This window comes from Hymenobacter sp. AT01-02 (assembly GCF_000961955.2).
Lineage (GTDB): Bacteria > Bacteroidota > Bacteroidia > Cytophagales > Hymenobacteraceae > Hymenobacter > Hymenobacter mucosus.
Genome location: NZ_JZIR02000062.1, coordinates 45641 through 65542, shown reverse-complemented (window position 1 = coordinate 65542; position 19902 = coordinate 45641). Strand labels below are relative to the sequence as shown.

The window sequence follows — 19902 nt, the reverse complement described above, 5'->3', positions numbered from 1 at the left end:
GGGGTAATCTGTTTTTGGTAGAAGCGGTTGGGGGTGTGCGGCTATTCATCGGGGTAGTGCGGGGGCTCCTCGCCAGCTGTGAAAGGTGATGACATGCTTGGGCCACACCCCGCTAGAATAGCACAGTCTAAGTCCTCGCCGTGGTAGAACCGCCGGAATAGCACCGTAGCCAACCACATAGCCAGCGGGGGAGCCGCAAAATACACCCACAGCCCGTTGTAGCTATCCGCGGCCAGGGCCGTAGCCAGGCTACGAGCCGGGTTTAAACTCATGCCCGACAATGGGCTTTCGAAAGTGATGTATACCGCCAGCAAGCCGCCCAGAAACCAGCCTGTCAACTTCTTGAAGCGCTCTGAGTGCAAGGTCATTAGCAGCACCAACATCAGCAGAAAGGAAATTCCGAATTCGGCCAGGAACGCTAGCTCCGGGCCCATTGCCGTGGTTTTGGGCTGCGTTACCGTGAAGTCTACGGCTGGGTGAGCATACCACTCACCTAGCACGGTGCGCAACAGCAGGGCTGCCCCAATGCCGCCCGTCATCTGCGCCAGCACGTACCACACCGCATCAGGGGTGCTCACTTTGCCCAATTGCCAAAACGCCAGCGTTACGGCGGGGTTGATGTGGGCACCCGAACGCTTGCCCCAAGGGCTATACACAATGCTCACAATGACCAGCACCATGGCTCCTCCCAGCATTGCCCGGCGCAACAGAGGCGCGGTAGGAACGTAGGAGGCCAGCGGAGAATTGGGGTGCTCAACCAGCACAGTAAGCAGGCCTGCACAGGTCACGAAGAAGGCTAGGCCCGCTGCTTCCGCGAGGTAGTGCGCCCAATGGCGGGGCAACGCGGCAAAGAAACGACCGGCAAACGACATAGGCACCTGGGGTATAAAACTACAGGTAGTGAAACGTAGCCTACCCCCGGCGGTTACGGCAGGTGCTCCCGGCGCTAAGGCTGCACCAGCACGAGGGCCGAGGAGGCAGGCACTTCTATACCGCCACCACCATCCTCTGCCTCTACTGTGCGCAAGCCCTGCGAATTGATCTGACTACCGGCAACGACCACCGAGTAGCGCCCGTTGGGTATGGGCAGGTGCACGGCTTGCTTGTTGCCGTTCAGCAGTACCACAATGGTTTTCCAGGAGTCGCCGCCGGCGTGATCTTTCAATTGGTACCCAATGGTGGAAGCGGGCAGATTAGGCAAGAACTCCAGGTGTTGCTGAATCAGCTCCTGCGTTGGAAGCCGGAAAGCGGGGTGAGCCTTGCGAAGGGCAATGAGCTGACGGTAGAAAGTACTGACCGACTGGTACCGGGCCTTGCGGGCCCAGTCTACCTGGTTGACGCTATCGGGCTGGTTGTAGGAGTTGTGCGAGCCACCTTTGGTACGCAGGAAGTCGTCGCCGACTGGTAGAAACGGCACACCCTGGGAGGTAAAGACGATGGTATTGCTCAGAATGTCCAGCTTGATAAGTTCTTCCTCCGTAGCGTCGGGGTTGCCCACGCGCAGTTCATCCCACAGCAGCCGGTCGTCGTGGCAGGCTACGTAGTTGATGGCTTGTGCCGGTGCCGTGGTCCAGGGCGCCTTGGAGTAATTAACCTTACTATAGTCGATTTGCGGGTGCTGAGTAGCGGCTACAATGCCGAACTTCACGCTTTCCTCTAGGCCTGCCTGTCCACCTACAAAGCCAGGGTCAGTGGGGCGCGACACGCCTCCTTTCACGCCGTCGCGTAACTCGTCGCCGAAGGCTGCTATGCGGTCTAGCTTGCCTACGTTTGCTTTGAGGGCCCGCTCAGCTTCGGGTAGTGGACTAGGCTTGGCCGTCCAGCCTTCGCCGTACATGAAAATGGAATGGTCAATCTGGTCGAGGGCGACCCGCGCGGCGCGCATGGTGCGCAGGTCCAGGATGCCCATCAAGTCAAACCGAAACCCATCGACGTGGTACTCCCGGGCCCAGTAGGCCACCGACTCTACAATGAGCTTACGCACCATGGGCCGCTCGGAGGCAACTTCGTTGCCGCAGGCGGCCGCGTCGGAAAAGGAGCCATCGGGGTTGTGGCGGTAGTAGTAGCCCGGCACTAGCTGCTCGAATGAGCTGGCGGCGGCCGCCGCCGTGTGGTTGTACACTACATCGAGCACCAGGCGCAAGCCCCGCCGGTGCAAGGTTTGTACTAACTGCTTCAGCTCCTGAATGCGAACGGCGGGGTTAGTGGGGTCGGTAGCGTAGGAGCCTTCGGGCACCGAGTAGTGCAGCGGGTCGTAGCCCCAGTTGTAGCGGTTCTCGGCCAGCTTGCTTTCATCAATAGAAGCAAAATCGTTGGTCGGCAGCAGGTGCACGTGGGTAATACCCAGCTCAGTAAGGTGGTCGAGCCCCGTCCTGACGCCACTGGGGCCGCGGGTACCGGCTTCCGCCAAGCCCAGGTATTTGCCCTTGTGCTGAATCCCCGACTGCGGGTGCATGGACACGTCGCGCAGATGCAGTTCCCCCACCACAATGTCGGTAGCCTGCGCCAGCTTGGGCCGCACATCATCTTCCCAACTAGAGGGACGCACGGTGGCTGGGTCGAGGAGTGCGCCCCGCAACCCGTTTACCCCTACTGCGTGCACGTAAGGGTCGGGCACCTCGGCCATCTGCCGGCCTTTGATGGTGGCCTGCACCACGTAAAACTGTCCGGCCGGCTGCGCAGGCAGCGTGTATACCCAGGTGCCGCCCGTAGATTTTTGCATGGGGTACTCGGCGGCGGGCTCTCCCCCACTACCTGCCGTGTACAGCTTCAGCTGAAGCTTTTCGGCCGTGGGGGCCCATACCCGCAGGTGCGCTTGTCCCCGCACGAAAGTCAGCCCCAGGTCGGGCCCATCGTAGGTCGGGTAAGCAGTATAGCCTTCCGCTACCTGAGCGGTACGACAAGTAGTTAAAGTGCCCAGGGCAAGCGCAAGGGGAAGAAACGGCCAGAACTTCATGCGAGGAAAAGTAGGCTGTGAAGTTCGGCGTTTTCCGCTGGAACCGGAAGAACCGAGCGTTTTATAAAGTGCTGGCAAAGGTGCGTAGCAGCTCCGCTACTTCCTCTGGCGCCTCGTAAGGTAGCAGGTGGCCAGCACCGCCCACAATTTCCAGGGGCGTACCAGTGGGCAGCAAGGGCAGGGTTTCCAGCCCGTGCACCGAGGGCGACATCACGTCATCCTGGTCGCCGGCAATGATAGTGCACGGCACCGCCACCGTGCACATTCGGGCGCTAATATCTTCCCGGCTGCCATGCAGTAGCCACGCGTCCCACGATAGGCGGGTACTACGCAGGTTGTCTTGCAGAATTTGTTGGCGCACAGGTTCTGGCAGGGGCCGAGCCGTAATTTTCCGGAAGGTTTTTTCGGCTTCACTGAGCTTACCGTAGGCCCGCATACTAGCAAGGCGCTCCTCATCCGTCATGGGCTCGGGCAAGGGAGGCGAGGGGCTCAAAAGCACTACCCCAGCCAAACCCGTGGGCTGCCGAGCGGCCAGGGCCAGCGCCACCTTGCCGCCCATACTATGCCCTACTAGTACATAGCGTGCAATCTGATTATCAGCCAAATACTGCTCCACCTGTGCTACATATGCATCTACGGTGTACTTGCTCCCAACGGGAGCTGGCGCTTCCCCAAAGCCCAACAAATCGGGGGCGAGGAAGGAGTAGTCGGGAGCGAGGAGGTCGGCTACGGCTTGAAAGGCATGGCCGGCCCCCGCCCAGTAATGCAGGCCAACAAACGTGAGCGGTGCTACAGCGGGCATAGAACAAGGGGATGAGGCCCGAAGCAGTACGCCAGGGCCGCGTGAGCAAGTAGGGCTACTACGTAGGTGGGAAGCCTTATAGCTGAGCTGGACCCGCCAACTTTTCCAGGGCCTGCTTAAACTCTGGCGTATCGTAGTCGGCCATGCCTTCATGCCGGGCGGCTATTTGCCCATCAGGCCCAAGCACAATTGTGGTGGGAATAGCCTCAGACTCAAAAGCGGCGGGCAGACCGGCAGCTGGGAAGTATACCGGAAAGGTGTAGCCTTTGCGGGCCACCAGCCGGCGCGCCTTCTCCGGGTTCTGGTCCAGGGAAAGCATCACGAAGGCGACCTTACGCTTATCTACCTGGTTGTAGAGCTTCTGGAGGCTCGGCATTTCGGCCACGCAGGGCGGGCACCAGCTGGCCCACAGGTTTAGCAGCACCACTTTGCCTTGCAAGTCGCGCAGGTTGGTGGTCTTACCATCCAGGCTAAGCAACGGCACATTGTGGGGGTAGGTGCCCGCTGCCGGTTGTAGAGGTAGCGGTGCCGAGGTACTGGGCAGCTCTGGGCGCCACAGCCCGGTAGCAAGCAGGCCGCGCTGCACGCCGCCTAGTACGGGTGTGCGCAAATCCGTAGTCAGCACCAGCAGAAAAGCGGCCACGCCAAGCCACTGGGCCGTGGTGCCCCACGAAGGTTTCGAGAAATGCATAGTTGGTTTCTGAAAGGATGCTGTAACGCCTAATGAAAGGAAGCACGAGACGATGACGCCGCTACTTCCACCGAATTTTCTGCCCGACTTTGCCCGCTTGCAAACGCTCCGGCACTTTGCTCAGGATGATGTCGCGCAGGGTTGCCAGTAGGGGCAGCCGCACAAACCCGTGATGCACTACCAAGCTAATTTCGCGCACGGGCTGGGGCGCTTCAAACCGCTTTACCATGGGGCTGTGCAGCTCCTGCAGCACCGATAGCTCCGGTACGAGGGTATAGCCGTGGTTGTGGCGCACTAGCTCCTTCAGGGTTTCAATGGAGCCGCTTTCGTAAGTGAAGGGCCGGGCCGTGGCGGCGGGCGAAGGGGCGCAAATATTGAGCACTTGGTGGCGGAAGCAGTGCCCTTGTTGCAAAAGCCACAAGCCTGGGGCACCCATATCCTGGGGGCTGATGGTGGCCTGCGCATACAGCTCGTGGTTTTCGGAGATGTAGCCCAGGAAGGGTTCTTCCAGCACCGGAACTTCACGCAATTGCCGGTCGTCGAGAGGGGTTACCAGCAGGCCAATATCCAACTGGTTATCCTTCAGCTGCTGAATAATTTGCGCCGACTGCAGCTCTTCCACTTGCACCCGAAGCTGGGGGTAGCGCTCCACTAGTTCCACCAGGAATAGGGGCACCAGGTAAGGCGCCAGCGTGGGAATGATGCCCAAGCGGAGCTCCCCAATTAGCTCTCCTTTTTCTAGCTGCACTACCTCCCGCAGTTGTTGCACCTCGCGCACCACCTGCCGGGCCTGCTGCACCACTTTGGCTCCCACGGCGGTAGGCTGCACGCCCTTGGTTGTGCGGTCGAACAGCAACACGCCTAGCTCCTCCTCCAGCTTCTGAAGCTGCATGCTAAGCGTGGGCTGGGTAACGTGGCACTTCTCGGCGGCCAGTACAAACTGTCGGTAGGTATCCAGGGCGACTAGGTACTCTAGCTGCTGCAAATTCATGCAGCAAATATAGCCAATGGATATAGGTAGGCCGCTTGGCATTGCTACTGGCTATAGCTAGTTGTGCCGCGTGCCGCCGAAAACTGCTGCTTTTCCCGTTCCTAACAACCCTACCCGCCGTTTGCAGTTCTTACTATCTAGTTCATTGTTCTGTTCGCATGAAATTACTGTTGGTGGAAGACGAGCCGAAACTGGCTTCCTTTATTCAGAAGGGCTTTCAAAATGAAGGCTACGACTTGGATGTGGCCTTTGATGGTCAGCTTGGCTTATCGTTGTTTCGCCAGCACACCTACGACCTCATTATCCTCGACGTCAACCTGCCCTACCTCAATGGCTTTGCACTCTGCGAGAAAATCCGGGCCGACAACCCCTACGTACCCGTGCTGTTCCTGACGGCCTTCGACAGTATAGAGAACAAAGTAGTAGGCTTTGAGGCCGGCGCCGACGACTACCTGGTAAAGCCTTTCAAGTTTCAGGAGCTGCTGCTGCGGGCCCGTGCCCTCACCAAGCGCAGCGCCGACCAGTCGGCCGTGAAACGCCTGCTTCGCATGGCCGACCTTGAGCTGAACCTGGAAAGCAAGACCGTCACTCGGGGAGGGCAGCGCATCGACCTTACGGCCAAAGAGTACTCGTTGCTGGAATATTTACTGCTGAACCGCGGCAAAATTATTTCGCGGGTTGACATCACGGAGAAAGTATGGGAGTTGGACTTCGACACCAATACCAACGTTATAGATGTATATATTAGCCACTTGCGCCGCAAGCTAGACAAGGGGTTTGAGCCCAAGCTGATTCATACGGTAGTGGGCATGGGCTACGTGATGCGGGAAGGCTGATGCTGATTCGGAACAAGCTGATTCTGCGGTTTATGGCGCTGGTCATCACCATCCAGCTTTGCCTGACTGCGTTCATCTATTACTACAGTGCCCAGGCGCGGGAGCTGCGCTTCTACCACCGCCTGGAAGCCAAAGCCGAACAAACCGCCCACTTGCTCATTCATCGCCTCAACTTGGAGCCGGAGGTGCTGCAAAGCTTCCGCAAAAAGGATTTGCTGACGATGCACAACGAGCGCATCAGTATTTATGACCCCCAGCGGCGCTTGGTCTTTCACCTTGCCCAAGTGCCGCAGGATGCTGGCATACCTACCCAGGACACGGCGTACTTCAATCAGATTACCCGAAAAAAGCCCGCCCGTTTTCAGCGCGGCAAAGTAGAAACCCTTGGTATGCTTTACCGCCACCAGGGGAAACCCTACCTCATCTTCGTAGCCGGGCGCGACCAGTTTGGCGGGCGCGAGTTTGACACCCTGCGCTCCATTTTACTTGGGGGCAACTTGGGGGCGTTGGTGCTCATCATTGGGGCAGCTTGGTACTTTGCCGACCGCTCGTTGCGGCCCCTCTCGCGCATGGTGACCGAGGTGAAAGGCATTACGGCCTCCAACCTGCGAAAGCGGGTAGACGAGGGCAACCGGCGCGATGAAATTGCCCATTTAGCCATGACCTTCAACGAGATGCTCAGCGGGTTGGAGCAGTCGTTTGAGGCGCAGAAAAGCTTTCTATCGCACGCTTCTCACGAATTGCGCACGCCCTTAGCCAACGTTCTCGGCACCTTAGAAACTGCTTCGGCCTACGACACCGAGCTGCCGGCCGCCAAGCGGAGCATCGACTCGGCCGTGGAGGAAATTCAGCGAATCATCGACCTGACCAACGGCCTATTGGCCCTCGCCAAAGCCGACGACACGTCGTTCCGCCGTACGCCCGTGCAACTAGATGATGTAGTACTACAAGCCGTGGATAGTTGCTCGGCGCGCTACCCCGGCCGGACCGTGCAAGTTGAGTTTGGCACCTGGCCCGAGACGGTAGAGGCCGTGTTTAGCGTGCCAGGCAACGCCCAGCTTCTGCAAACAGCTGTGCTCAACCTGCTCGATAATGCCTGCAAATACTCGACGCAGACCGTGACGGTAGCCCTGGGCTACGAAACACCCCGGCAAATTCTACTCACCATTACGGATACGGGTTCGGGCCTGGCTGCCGACGAGCTTATGCGCGTAGTGGAGCCCCTGTACCGCGGTGCCAACGGCCGCGACAAGCCCGGCTACGGTTTGGGCCTAGCCATAACCCAAAAGATTGTGCAGGTGCACGCCGGGCAGCTACAGATTGCGTCGGAGGTAGGAAAAGGAACGAGGGTGTTGGTTCGGCTGCCAGCCCTATAAGCTGGCCGGGGCGCATTCAGGTTATTTTAATGTGACAGTCAGACGGCGTTAATGTTGCGGAGAGTCCTTTGCAGTAAACGTATTTGCTTTGCTTCATGCCTACTCCTGCTCCTTCCTCTACTTCGCTGTTGCCATGGTTGCTGGCGCTGGCTTTGTTGCTATCCGTGAGCATCAACTTGTATTGCCTCACGCCTAGCTACCGGTCGGCCCGCGGCGCTGCTACGGCTTCTGCCGATGCCGTGCGCCCGAAGGAGTTAGAGGACGATGACGACGAGGATGAAGACAATGACACTTCCTGGGCTTCGCTGACCGAGGAGCTGCGCCAAATGCGCCAGCAACTTGCCGCCTGCCAGGGCCAGCCGCTACCTGACTCCCTGGCTTCCCGGTGAGTAGTAGCGTACCCATAAGTCTGTGCTTCGAGTATCCCTAATCCTGCTTACCCCCTTCATAAGTATGAAAACGTTCTTTTTGCCTTTGTTGCTGCTCACCAACTGGTGCAGCACGCCAGTTGCGCGCGTTGCGTCTTCGGCTCCCGTACCCGTTGTACCCGTTCGGTCGGTCAACCAGCCCGGCCCGGGTAGCGCGGCCCCTGCCGGGCGCATGACCTACGACTTCAGCCGCCCGGCGGCTTCCTATGCTATGCCTTCGGAGTTGGCTGAGCTATCGGGCATTGCCTTGCACGGCGCGGGCCACATTGTGGGCGTGGAAGACGAAACGGGCACCTTGTACGAGTACAACCTGCAGAGCCAGAAGGTAGACCACACCGTGTCGTTTGGCGAAGATGGTGACTATGAAGACCTCGCCCGCGTGGGCAACGACTGGTTTATTTTGCGTAGCGACGGTACGTTGCTGCGCTACAACGGCACGACTACCCAAGCCTACGAAACCGGCCTTACCTTCGCCAACGAGCCCGAGGGCCTCACCTATGATGCTACTACGAAAACGCTTTTGGTAGCCTGCAAAGGTGAGCCCGGCGCCGACCTGCCCGACACCAAACGAGCCGTGTACCGCCTGCAAGCGGGCTCCTACAAAGCCGAAGCTACCCCGGCCTACGTGCTAGATGTGGAGTCTATTGGGGCAAGTGTGCCCAGTCAGGAAGCAGTAGAAAAGAAATCGGGCAAGAAAGGCAAGAAGAAGGGCGGCTTGAAGGGCTTCTCCCCTTCCGCCGTGGCAGTACACCCACTCACACACCACATCTTTGTGCTGTCGGCCCGGCAGAATGGCATTGTGGAGCTCGACGAAGCTGGGGCCTTGGTTGCGGCTCAGCCTTTATCTTCTGAGCTGTTTCCTCAGCCCGAGGGGCTAGCCTTCACCGCCAACGGTGAGTTGTATATCTCGACGGAAGCGGGCAAGAAATCGGGCCACGCCACCATTCAATTATTCCGCCCCCAGCACTAACGGCGCATTTTCACGCTCTTGTGGCTGCTATTTCTAAGAGCACGGCTTCTGCTATTGTAGCCGGGGCGGTGCTTTTTAGTTTTTCCTATCGAGTTCGAAACATCTGTAAACCAACCGTTGAGCTTACAGCGAATCTATCTATAAGAAAAAACTATACTCATATAAAAACAATCGATTTTACTTATAACAAAGTAAGCTCAACCTTTGTCGCGCATCCGGAGCCGTTGCGGCCTGGACCTCTGCACCGACATCTCCTTTTTTCTTTAGATAGCATGGAAGAATCAACTCAACCCAAGAAGCTGACCACAGCTGCTGGTCGCCCGATTTTTGACAATCAAAACTCTGTTTCGGCGGGTCCGCGCGGGCCGCTGTTGCTCCAAGATTACTTCCTGCAGGAGAAGCTGGCGCACTTCAACCGGGAGCGGATTCCAGAGCGCGTAGTGCACGCCAAAGGGTCGGGCGCCTACGGTACGTTCACCGTTACCCACGACATTACGAACCTGAGCCGGGCGCAGATTTTCAGCCAGGTGGGCAATCAGTGCCGCATCTTCTTGCGCTTCAGCACGGTAGGTGGTGAAAAGGGCTCGGCTGATACCGAGCGCGACCCCCGCGGCTTTGCCCTGAAATTTTACACCGAAGGCGGCAACTGGGACCTGGTGGGCAACAACACGCCCGTATTCTTTGTGAAAGACCCGGTGAAGTTTCCCGACTTCATTCATACCCAGAAGCGGGAAGCCCGTTCCAACCGCAAGTCACCCACAATGATGTGGGACTTCTGGAGCCTAAACCCCGAGAGCCTGCACCAAGTAACCATCCTAATGTCGGACCGGGGCACGCCCTACGGCTACCGCCACATGCACGGCTACGGCTCACACACGTTCTCTCTCATCAACGCCCAGAATGAGCGCGTGTGGGTGAAATTTCACTTCCGCACCGAGCAGGGTGTGAAGAATTTCAGCAACGAGGAAGCAACCCAGATGAAGGCGCACGACGCGGACTTCGCCCAGCACGACCTTGTAGACGCCATTGATAACGGCAACTTCCCCCGCTGGAAGATGTTTATTCAAACCATGACCCAGGAGCAGGCCAAGCAGTTCCGTTGGAACCCCTTCGACCTAACCAAGGTGTGGCCCCAGGGTAAGTTCCCGCTGCAGGAAGTGGGCGTGCTAGAGCTGAACGAAGTGCCAGTAAACTACCATGCCCACGTGGAGCAAGCTGCCTTCGCCCCTGCTCACGTGGTAGATGGTATTGGTTACTCGCCCGATAAAATGCTACAGGGCCGCATCCTGAGCTACCCCGATGCCCAGCGCTACCGACTGGGGGCCAACTACGAGCACCTGCCGTGAATGCCTGCCCCTACGGCTTCAGCAACTACCAGCGCGACGGACAGATGGCCCTGGGTGACAACGGCGGCCCCGGCCCCAACTACTTCCCCAACTCCTTCGATGGCCCCGTAGAAGACAAAACAGTAGGTGAACCCGACCAGGAGCTAGACGGCCTGTTCGCCGACCGTTTTGACCGCAACGTGGGCCCTGGCGACGACGACCACTACACTCAGCCCGGTAACTTGTTCCGCCTGCTGGACGCTCAGGCCCAGCGCAACCTCATCGACAACATTGTGGGTTCGATGAGCGGTATTGAAGGCCCTAAGAAGGACCTCATCATGCAGCGTCAGCTTTGCCACTGGTTCCGCGCTGATATTCGCCTGGGTATGGCCATTGCTAAGGGCTTGGGTGTAGATGTGGAAATGCCAACCCAACATCCGCAGCCTGCCGAGGCCGCGGTATAGATTACAATCTGTACTACCGTGGGAATTGAAAAGCCGCTCCAGAATCTGGAGCGGCTTTTTGCTTTAAGGCCAGAGCTACAGCCAGTAGCGAGCCTCCGTTGTTGAGCGTCTTCACGCCTGGCGCCAGCTCAACCCAACGACCTTGCTTACTTCTCTACTTTTAGGGTAGCGGGGCGGCTGGTAAATTCGAATATCTCCCCGTGCGGCATCACCGTGATTTGGCCAAACTCTTGGAGCAGCATCTTGTAGCTTTCTCCCACCGGCCTGATTTTACGGTCTAAGTCATAGAGTCCGCAGGCATTCACCGACATGCGCTTTTCCGCCAGGCTGATGTCCCAATCGAGCTGGTCGAGGAGGCTATACCAGGTGAAGCCCACCACTGGCACTCCATCCTGACGAATACGCTGCACGTTTACCCACTGCTTCCAGAGCCAGCACTCGGCGTCCTTGGCATCGAAGGTATTGGTTTCCGTGTGCATGACGGGCTTGCGGTACCGCTCGTAGTACTGGCGCGTCATGGTGTACCAGCCCAGCACGTCTTCAGCCGAGCACCAGTTCCCGTCGGGCTTTATAATTCGCTCGTTGCGCCCGTAGTAATCGTTGCCCATGATCTGGTATCCGGGAGGTTCACCGGCCATAAACCACTTCAACTCTTCACGGGTCATGCCGTTATCAAGGCAGTAGAGCAGCACCTCCGCGTCGATGGTGTGGGCATACAGCAGATCTAGGGAAAGAAAGCGCAGCTTGTTGGTGAGGCGGACCTCGTCGCTTTCCACGGCGCGCATTTCGTGGATGTACTCGGCCGATTCGCTCTGCACAATCACGCAATCGGGGCGGTACCGGGCAATTTGCTGGTTGCCCATAATGCTGGCCGCCGCGCAGTGCTTCATGGCCGTGATGAAGGCCCGGTCGTCTTTGAGCTGCTCGTTCCAAATTCCATCCTTGGCCGACGCCCGGGCCGTCACGTAAATCTCGTTGACGGGCGTATAGAAGCGCACCCAGGGGTAGCGCTGGGCCACCGCCCCGCAGTATTCAGCAAAGTGCACCGGCAGCTCCGGGTTCTGGAAGTTGCCTAGCCAATCGGGCACGCCGAAGTGCATCAGGTCCAAGATAGGCGTGATGCCGAGGCGCTTGATTTCGGCCATGGCCTTGTCGGCAAATTCCCAATCAAATTTACCCGGAGCCTTATGAATAAGGTAGTAAGGCAGGTTGTAGCGCAGTACTTTCAGCCCCATTTCTTTCACTAGCCCCAGGTCTTCCTTGTAGCGGCTGTAGTGGTCGGTTTCGGCTAGTAAGTCCCGCCGAATGGTGCCGTTGGCAATAGTGGGGTACGAGCACTCAATACCGGTAGCAAACATGAAGTTGCCAGGATTGCCCGTGGGCACTCCGCTACCATCGTGGCCCGCTGCGCCGCCAAACTCGTCGCCTTCGTAATTGCCGTCGCCGAAGTGTCTTTTAATGTGGGTGAGGAAGCTGCTAGCCATGAGGAAAGAGAGGGTAATTGAAGCACTACCTTCCTTAGATGATGTTGTGCATCAAGCAAACAAGTAGGGTTGGGGAGAGTGAAGCGACCTAGCCCGACCAAATTAGACCGCTATGCCAAACTGGTTGGGTACATCACCTATCCAGCCGCTGCTGAGCGGCCAGGAATTTATCGGCCGTGCGCAAGCTCAGCGCCATAATGGTAAGGGCCGGGTTGACACTGAGGGCACTAGGAAACACGGAGTTATCGCAGATGTAGAGGTTGGGAACATCGAACGCGCGGCCGTCGGCATTTACAACTGCATCGTCGCCGGAAAGCCCCATGCGGGCTGTACCAATGGTATGGGCATAGCGCTCAAATGCCCAGATATCCTGTGCTCCAGCGGCTTGCCAAATCTGTCGCATAAGTTTCTCGGCGTGCGTATTCATCCGCTGCTCATTTTCCTGAGCCGAAAAATGAACGCGTGGTTTGGGCAAGCCACGGGCATCCTTCTCCTCGGCCAGTTCCAGAAAGTTGCTTTGGTGCGGTAGGCAGTCACCCAGAATATTGATGCCTGCTACGTGGTTGTAGTTGCGCATGTAATCGCGCAGAGGCTGCCCCCACAGCTTGCGTTGGCGCACCATCTGAGAGGCAAAGGTTACGGGCATCACGCCAATGCTCTGCAATAGGTAGCCACCCACAAAATCAGCATCGGCGGGGCGGTGCGTATCCTCGGAGATAAGCCCCCCAGGTATTCCCTTGTACGGTCGAATATCGTTGGCAAACGTGCCCCACACTTGCATGCCCGGGTGAGCCATGAAGTTCTTGCCTACCTGTCCACTGGTCAGGGCCAGTTCATTGAGCAGCAGCAAACGGGGGGTTTCTACGGCTCCTGCGCACAGAAAAAGATGGCGGCACCGCTGCCGCTTTTGCTCTCCGTATTGCTCATACACCACGGCTGTAATGCGGCCTTGAGCATCGCGCTCGATTTCCGTTACGAACGCGTCGGACCTTATTTCGGCCCCGTATGATTCGGCCAGGGGCAAGAAGGTTACGTCCATGCTGGCCTTAGCACCACGGTTGCACCCGGCCTGGCAGAAGCCGCGGTTTGTGCATGCCTCGCGCCAGCCAATCTCCTTCTGGTAGTAGCGCGCCGACAGCGCAGCATTGGCAGCTGGTGAAGTCCGAATGCCAAGATCAGCACAGGCTTTTTGCATGAGCAAGGCCGCCCCGTTTAATGGCAATGGAGCCAACGGGTAGCTTTTGCGTCTGTTGGGGTCCCACGGGTAGGAAGCAGGGCCACTTACCCCCAGAAAATGCTCTAGCTCCTCGTAATACGGCTCCAGCTCCTCAATACCAAACGGCCAATCTACGCCTTTTCCAAAATCGGTAAACAGGCTAAGGTCGCCCCGATGAGCCCGCGGAGTGTAGGCTGTGTAGTGCAACGTTGAGCCGCCCACACCAGTACCAGAGTTATTGTTGCCGAATGCTACCGGCGTTTTTCCAGCCGACAACCGCTCATCATTCCAAAACAGGAAGTGTTGGGCTTTCTCGTCAGTAGCATACTCTTGGGTTGGGTCGCGGCGGGGGCCTGCTTCTAGGGCTACCACCTTCAGGCCTGCCATGGCCAAGCGCGCCAGTAGGGGCGCGCCACCCGCTCCCGTCCCAATCACAATACAGTCTACTTCATCTACTGAGTCGGGAAGCGGAGCGGGCTGCTCAAGTTCTATGGGGCTGGCAGCAGCAAACTCTTCGTCTTCCGCCAAAATGCTTTTCAGCAGGGGGTCTTGAATCTCCGGCTTGATTGGGTTCAGAACGCCTTCTTCCAGTACTTCTTCGTCGGGCATGAAACAACGCCAACATTTTGTTGGCTACTATGAGGTGAGGGAATGAGCCGGGTCTAGAATTCGGTTAGATACCTTACAGGGCTCCAGGCTCGCGCGGCTCCAGTTGGTTGGGCTCCAAATGCGACCAGCCCGGAACGTCGGCCATGCCCACATACCCGATTTCCTCCTGGGCCAGTGGATGCGAGTAGTATGCTTCAGTCAGCTCGGCCAACAGTTCCTCAAAAAACCGATCAATAGGTAACCGCTGCCAATTAGTGCCTGCCGCAGTACCCGCCGCTACTGCCTCCATCACCAGATTTTGCTGGTCTCGAGCTAAGACCACGAATGGTTGTTGATACATGGCTTCAGCTGCTTGGTTGATGCCCCCAAGGCCCAAGCGGTACGCTTCTCTATCGGGCGGCATAACGTCGTAGCGCCAGCCGTCTGAGTCGCCTTCTGCCAGCCGTTTGTCTATTACCGGCGCTAGCTCAATGGGGTATTCCCGCTCGGGCTGCGGATAAATGCAGGCGGCTACCGCACGGAGCAGTTCATACGTCGAGGCATCGAAGAGTTGCGGCGTGTAGGGCGTGGTCTGCAAGCGAGGCAGCAGGGCCGCCTTGGTTGCTTCCGTTACCAAGTCGGTTTGGAGCAGGGCACGTACAGTGCCCTCAGGATAATGAGGGGAAGACATATAGACCTACGACCTAAACAGAGGAGCTTTCTTTCCCATACTGACGAGCTAGGCACGATGAAGGTTTTGCCGAAAACTTAAAACCCCTTATTTACTCTAAAATGAAGGCTTTCTTTTTCTCCCCTCTGTTCTTGCATTCCACCTGCCTTACCCTAATTGCCATAAAAAAGGCCCCTCCAATAATGGAGGGGCCTAGTCATGTAACAGGATGCGACTGACTTAGTTGCGAGTCATCAAGTTGTTGGTTTGCAATTCACTGGATGGAATCGGCCACACATAAAGCGGATTGGTTGGCTCTACAGCACTAACTGTTCCCTTGCCAGGAATAGTGGCATTCAAACGCATGATATCAATGTTACGGATACCCTCTGCCAAGAACTCGATGCGACGCTCTAACAATACTGCTTCAACTGCTGCCGCAGTATTTGCGAAGGCAGCATAGGCGCCAGTTGGGTTCGAACGAGTACGTACGGCATTCAACAAGGCCAAGGCCTGAACATCGGCCGGACCGGCAGTACGGAAACGTGCTTCTGCCAAGCTCAGAAGCACTTCTGCATAGCGGATTACCGGTGCCTTATCAGTGTAGGGAGAACCAGTGGAATACTTCTGCATGAACGATTCCGTGCCCACTACTTTTACGAAGTTGGTACGACGAGCATCCGTAGCGGCCCACGCAGGATTTGCTAGAATGCCGGTTGGGTTCAAGCCATACTCACCGTTGCCGATAGGGCCAGGCGAGAAATAATAGGCCAGCTGGTTTTGAGTACCCGGCGTATTTTGGGCAGTGAACGGGAAGCTCAGAATGCTTTCCGTTGTTACCTGAGGAGAGGCAAATACCGCTGTAATGGAAGGGTTCAGAGCGTGTGCTACTCCACTGGCAGCTACGAACGGCGCCGTCTTCGGCACAATTTTGTCGGCCTCCTTAATCACATCCTCGTAGCGGCCCATCGACAGGTATACACGCGTTTTCAAAGCAATGGCAGTATTGCGATGAGCGCGAGTTACATTCGATTCTGCTGATGAATAATTCAGCGGCAGAATTTTCTCGGCAGCGTCTAGGTCTGCCAGAATTTGGGTGTAGACCTCCGCCACGGTGCTGCGCGCCAAATTGTTGTTTTCAGCATTGGTTTCAGCCTGCAGGCGCAGAGGTAGTCCTGGCTTGCTGCCGCCGCCATCAACATATGGCCGGGCATACAGCTGCAACATGGCATAGTAGCACAGAGCGCGCAAGGTCCGGGCCTCTCCAACGTAGTTAGGAACGTTCTTCGTTGTGTAGTCGGCAGCGAAAACCGGCGTCACGTACTTCGCAGTATTGGCCTCAAGTCCCCGCAAGAATACGTTGATCTGGTTGATAGCAGCGTAACCAGCACCCCACACACTTAACACATCGTTGGCAGATGTTTCCGTGAGGGTATGGTTCCACACGCTTAGTGCAGTTACGGCGTTGGAAGTACGATTGATGAAATCATTGGCTCGCACATCACTGTACACCTGATAGCGCCCGCCCAGAAAACTACCGGTTTTCACGTAGGCGTACATGTTATTAACCTGCAGATCTACCCGGGCAGGAGTATCAAATACTACCTGATCTGAGAAGGCTGTTTCTGGTATGGGGTCAAGCAAATCTTTGTTGCACGAAAATGTACCTAAGGCCAGTAGCGAGGTGCACAGTGCGATGGTTACTTGCTTTTTTATAGTCGTCTGCATTAGAATGCTCCTTTGTTAAAACGCTAGAAACTGATGTTGAAGCCAGCCGTGTAGGTACGGGCCTGTCCTACTGAGTTGCGGTCGACGCCGGCACCGGTATTGCTGGAACCGTTGGTAGAGATTTCGGGGTCAATACCAGAGTACTTAGTCAGCAAGGCTGCGTTCTGCACCTGCACGTAGAAGCGTGCACTTGACATTTTGAGGCGGTTAACCAAGCTAGGCGCAAACGTATAGCCCAACGACACATTCCGTAGACGGGCAAAGTCGCCCTTCTCTACGTTCGACGACATCACCAGTGCAGAGCCGTTCGATACGTTGTCGCCATACACCACACGTGGGTATTCAGCGTTTGTATTCTCTGCCGTCCAACGATTCAGGATATCTACATCGTTGTTCCAGAAACGCTGGTCATGCAAGCCCGCTTTGGTGCCGTTGTAGATGTAGTTACCGCCCGAGAACTGAATGAATACACCCAGGTCAAAATTCTTGAAGCGGAAATTGTTGTCGAAGCCTCCGTACCAGGTAGGTAACACGGGACCGAAGTATTCACCATCGCCCAACTGCGTAGGAGCAGTAGTAGCTCGGCCATCTAGCGTTGTCCAGCCACCACCAAGGTGGTTGTACTGCTTGATTACTTCAGTTTCGTTGCCATTGGCATCCTTAATCACCGTCCGAATCATCCGCTGACCGTTCGCAGGATTTACACCCAAAGAACGGACGGCAAGAATCTCGCCCACTGACTGACCAACCCGTGTGAAGTTTACTGTCTCCAGACCTGACGTGGCAGTACCGATACGTTGACCTTCGCTAGCTAGTGCAGTTACACGGTTTTTCAGTGTCGAGAAGTTAGCGCTGGTTGTCCAGTTAAAGTTTGTGCTTTGTATAGCGTTAAACTTTAGATTCAGCTCAATACCAGTGTTGCGCATAGAGCCCACGTTAGCACTGATGCTGTTGTCTGGAATACCCTTGGAGGGGGCTTGCGGCACGGGCAGAATCAATCCGTCTACCTCATTACGGTAGTACGTTACGTCGCCAGTAATACGATCTTCTAACAGACCATACGATAGCGCAATATCCGTCTTCTTACTCGTTTCCCAAGTCAGATTTGGGTTTCCAGCGAGGCTATACCCCAAAGTAGCAGCCGATCCGTACAAACCAGACGAGTACAGTTGCAGAGAGGCAAAATCATTCACTCCTAAGGCGTTGCCCACTTGCCCATAGCTGCCCGTAATTTTTAGGAAGTTGAGTGGAGTCAGGAAAGAAGCATCCTTCCAGAAAGACTCTTCCGAGAGGATATATCCGATAGACCCCCCGTAAAAGTTACCCCACTTATCACCCCAAGCAGAGTATCCATCACGGCGAGCATTAAAGGAAATCAGGTACTTCTTATTGAAGTCGTATGCTACCCGGCCAAAGTAAGACAGCAAGTAATTCTCTCCTTGATAATTACCTGAAACGGCAATATTGGTAAAGTTACCTTCAAAGGTATTAAACAGGTTATCAGCTACACCTGTACGGTTTGCTCCCCAGCGCAAGATATCGGTGTGTTGCTGCTCATTACCTACCAGAACAGAGAAGTTGTGGTTGCCACCTACTGTACGGTCGTATTGCAAGGTATTCTGCCAGTTCCACCGCTTATTGGTGCGGTAGTAATTTAAGGCCTGCCCACCAACAGAGTAGCCGTCGCCAGCAATAGCGGTATAGAAAGCCCGGTCTTCGAAGGCTATGTTGTTGATACCATAAGTAGTGCGGGCATTAAGACCTGGTAGCACTTCCCAGTTAGCATACACACTACCTTCTATCTGGTTGCCTTCTGAACGGAAGTAGTTGTTCTCTAAATCTACTACTGGGTTGTAATAACCAGGGTAGAGCGGAGCCCCCGTAGTAAGAGTTGGGTTTAGGTTGGCTCCGGGGCCAATACCTGCCTGATAGGTATTGTAGCTACCATCTGGATTAAACGCGGGGATGTTGGGTGGCAGTACCAAAGGCAGACGGCCTAGGCCAGCAGTTCCAAATGCCCCATCGGCCACAGAACCAGAGTTTGGGGAAGCGTTTTTCGTGTTAGAGTAGCCAACACGGGCACCAACCGTAAAGGTCTTGTATACCTTATGGTCGATATTCAATCGGGCTGAAGCACGCTTGAATTCGTTTTTCTCCAGCATACCCTTCTGGTCGGAATAGCCAACGGACGTGTAGTACGTTGTTTTTTCGGTACCACCAGAGAAGTTGACGGTATTAGAAGTAGTGAAGCCCGTACGATAAATGTAATCGTACCAGTTAGTATCTACAGGGTTGCCGTTGCCATCTAACGTGGGCCGGAAGCCTTCTACGTTAGTAGCAGGCTGACCCAATGCTGCTCGGTTAGCATTCAGGTTTCGGACAGCTTCGTTTTTAATGTTGATGTACTGCTCGGCATTCAGCACGTCGTACAAACGCACAGCTTGTGATACACCGGCCCATGAATCCAGCGATATGCGGCTTTGGCCACGCTTGCCACGTTTGGTAGTAATAAGGATAACCCCACCAGCAGCTCGGGAGCCGTAGATAGCCGTGGAGGCGGCATCTTTCAATACCTCCATGCTCTCTATATCGTTGGGATTCAAATTACTAAGCGGGTTATTCGCTACGCTACCCACTGCGGAGCTATTGCCGCTATAAGTAGGTACGCCATCGATTACAACCAGTGGCTCTGAGCTTAGAGAAATTGAGTTAACGCCGCGGATACGGATAACGGGGGGGTTATTAAGTACCCCGTTAGGAGTTGTAATATTTACCCCTGAAGCTCGGCCCTGCAAAGCTTGGTCGAAGCTTTGTACTGGGGTAGTCGCAATTTCAGCACCCTTGATGGTGGCAATGGAGCCCGTCAGTTCACGCCGAGATTGGGTGATGCCGTAGCCTAGCACAACAACTTCATCCAAACCGGTGGCATTCACTGCCAGGGTTACGTTAATGCTGCTTTGCGTTCCAATTGCTACTTCCTTGCTGTCGTATCCGATAAAGGAAAAAACCAGCGTATTAGAACCCGCAGGAACGGCTAGTGAATACCGGCCATCGGAATCAGTGGAAGTGCCTGCGGAGCCTCCTTTAGCAATTACTGTGACACCGGGTATTGCGGCCCCATCGGGACCCACTACTTGGCCAGTAACTGTACGTGCCTGAGCCAGCAGATCGTGGCCAGAAAGTGTGAGCACCGAAAGAGGGGCTAACAGTAGTAGTTTCCTCATGTGTTCGTATTTAATGAAAAGTAGAAAGCTCAGCGGATAGGCCAATAACAACCCTGATTACAACAAAAGCAACTTTTCTATGTAAATCACGCTTATTTCTGGCCGTATGGTTGCTTTTTTATCAGTAATAGACAACCAACATTGCAAGCTTAC

At 55.9% G+C, this 19902-nt stretch carries 14 protein-coding genes and 1 pseudogene; 5 read left to right on the top strand and 10 right to left on the bottom strand.

Going from position 1 to position 19902, the window contains the following annotated elements:
• Positions 1-41 precede the first annotated feature (41 nt).
• The 5 genes from VI25_RS17210 to VI25_RS17190 all read right to left on the bottom strand — a co-directional run bounded on the left by VI25_RS17210 (position 42) and on the right by VI25_RS17190 (position 5440).
• Positions 42-872 (bottom strand): MIP/aquaporin family protein, encoded by an 831-nt coding sequence (locus tag VI25_RS17210; RefSeq protein WP_052695242.1) that lies wholly within the window; start codon positions 870-872, stop codon positions 42-44.
• 74 nt (positions 873-946) lie between these two features.
• Positions 947-2956, bottom strand: coding sequence for a type I pullulanase (pulA, locus tag VI25_RS17205; RefSeq protein ID WP_045688763.1), 2010 nt, complete (start codon positions 2954-2956; stop codon positions 947-949).
• 61 nt (positions 2957-3017) lie between these two features.
• Entirely contained in the window at positions 3018-3758 is a 741-nt protein-coding gene (locus VI25_RS17200; protein WP_045688764.1) for an alpha/beta fold hydrolase, read from the bottom strand.
• 76 nt (positions 3759-3834) lie between these two features.
• Positions 3835-4449: a TlpA family protein disulfide reductase gene (locus VI25_RS17195; protein WP_045688765.1), complete on the bottom strand. Its 615-nt coding sequence runs from the start codon at positions 4447-4449 to the stop codon at positions 3835-3837.
• 61 nt (positions 4450-4510) lie between these two features.
• Positions 4511-5440, bottom strand: coding sequence for a LysR substrate-binding domain-containing protein (locus VI25_RS17190; protein ID WP_045688766.1), 930 nt, complete (start codon positions 5438-5440; stop codon positions 4511-4513).
• 158 nt (positions 5441-5598) lie between these two features.
• On the opposite strand from VI25_RS17190, the gene VI25_RS17185 reads away from it, so the two are divergent.
• From VI25_RS17185 to VI25_RS17165, 5 genes and pseudogenes are all read left to right on the top strand, one after another.
• Positions 5599-6276: a response regulator transcription factor gene (locus VI25_RS17185; protein WP_045688767.1), complete on the top strand. Its 678-nt coding sequence runs from the start codon at positions 5599-5601 to the stop codon at positions 6274-6276.
• Positions 6276-7652 carry an ATP-binding protein gene (locus tag VI25_RS17180; RefSeq protein ID WP_045688768.1) on the top strand — a complete coding sequence of 459 codons (1377 nt, stop codon included), beginning with the start codon at positions 6276-6278 and terminating at the stop codon, positions 7650-7652. The genes VI25_RS17185 and VI25_RS17180 overlap by 1 nt, the downstream gene beginning before the upstream one ends.
• A gap of 95 nt (positions 7653-7747) precedes the next feature.
• A complete protein-coding gene (locus VI25_RS17175; protein WP_045688769.1) occupies positions 7748-8041 on the top strand; it encodes a hypothetical protein in 294 nt (97 codons plus the stop codon).
• Positions 8042-8105: 64 nt separating this feature from the next.
• Positions 8106-9050, top strand: coding sequence for an SdiA-regulated domain-containing protein (locus VI25_RS17170; RefSeq protein ID WP_045688770.1), 945 nt, complete (start codon positions 8106-8108; stop codon positions 9048-9050).
• A 272-nt stretch (positions 9051-9322) separates the two neighbouring features.
• A pseudogene (locus VI25_RS17165) lies at positions 9323-10839 on the top strand (catalase).
• 146 nt (positions 10840-10985) lie between these two features.
• Here the strand turns inward: VI25_RS17165 and VI25_RS17160 are convergent.
• The 5 genes from VI25_RS17160 to VI25_RS17140 all read right to left on the bottom strand — a co-directional run bounded on the left by VI25_RS17160 (position 10986) and on the right by VI25_RS17140 (position 19716).
• Positions 10986-12323: a family 1 glycosylhydrolase gene (locus VI25_RS17160; protein WP_045688772.1), complete on the bottom strand. Its 1338-nt coding sequence runs from the start codon at positions 12321-12323 to the stop codon at positions 10986-10988.
• Between the two features lie 133 nt (positions 12324-12456).
• The gene (locus VI25_RS17155; RefSeq protein ID WP_082455628.1) at positions 12457-14148 is read right to left on the bottom strand and encodes a GMC family oxidoreductase; all 1692 of its coding nucleotides are present in this window, start codon (positions 14146-14148) and stop codon (positions 12457-12459) included.
• A gap of 73 nt (positions 14149-14221) precedes the next feature.
• Positions 14222-14818, bottom strand: coding sequence for a gluconate 2-dehydrogenase subunit 3 family protein (locus tag VI25_RS17150; RefSeq protein WP_045688773.1), 597 nt, complete (start codon positions 14816-14818; stop codon positions 14222-14224).
• Between the two features lie 219 nt (positions 14819-15037).
• On the bottom strand, positions 15038-16441 hold the full coding sequence (locus VI25_RS17145) for a RagB/SusD family nutrient uptake outer membrane protein (RefSeq protein ID WP_236705101.1): 1404 nt from the start codon (positions 16439-16441) through the stop codon (positions 15038-15040).
• A gap of 107 nt (positions 16442-16548) precedes the next feature.
• Positions 16549-19716, bottom strand: a complete 3168-nt coding sequence (locus tag VI25_RS17140; RefSeq protein ID WP_236705100.1) for a SusC/RagA family TonB-linked outer membrane protein — start codon at positions 19714-19716, stop codon at positions 16549-16551.
• Positions 19717-19902: the final 186 nt, after the last annotated feature.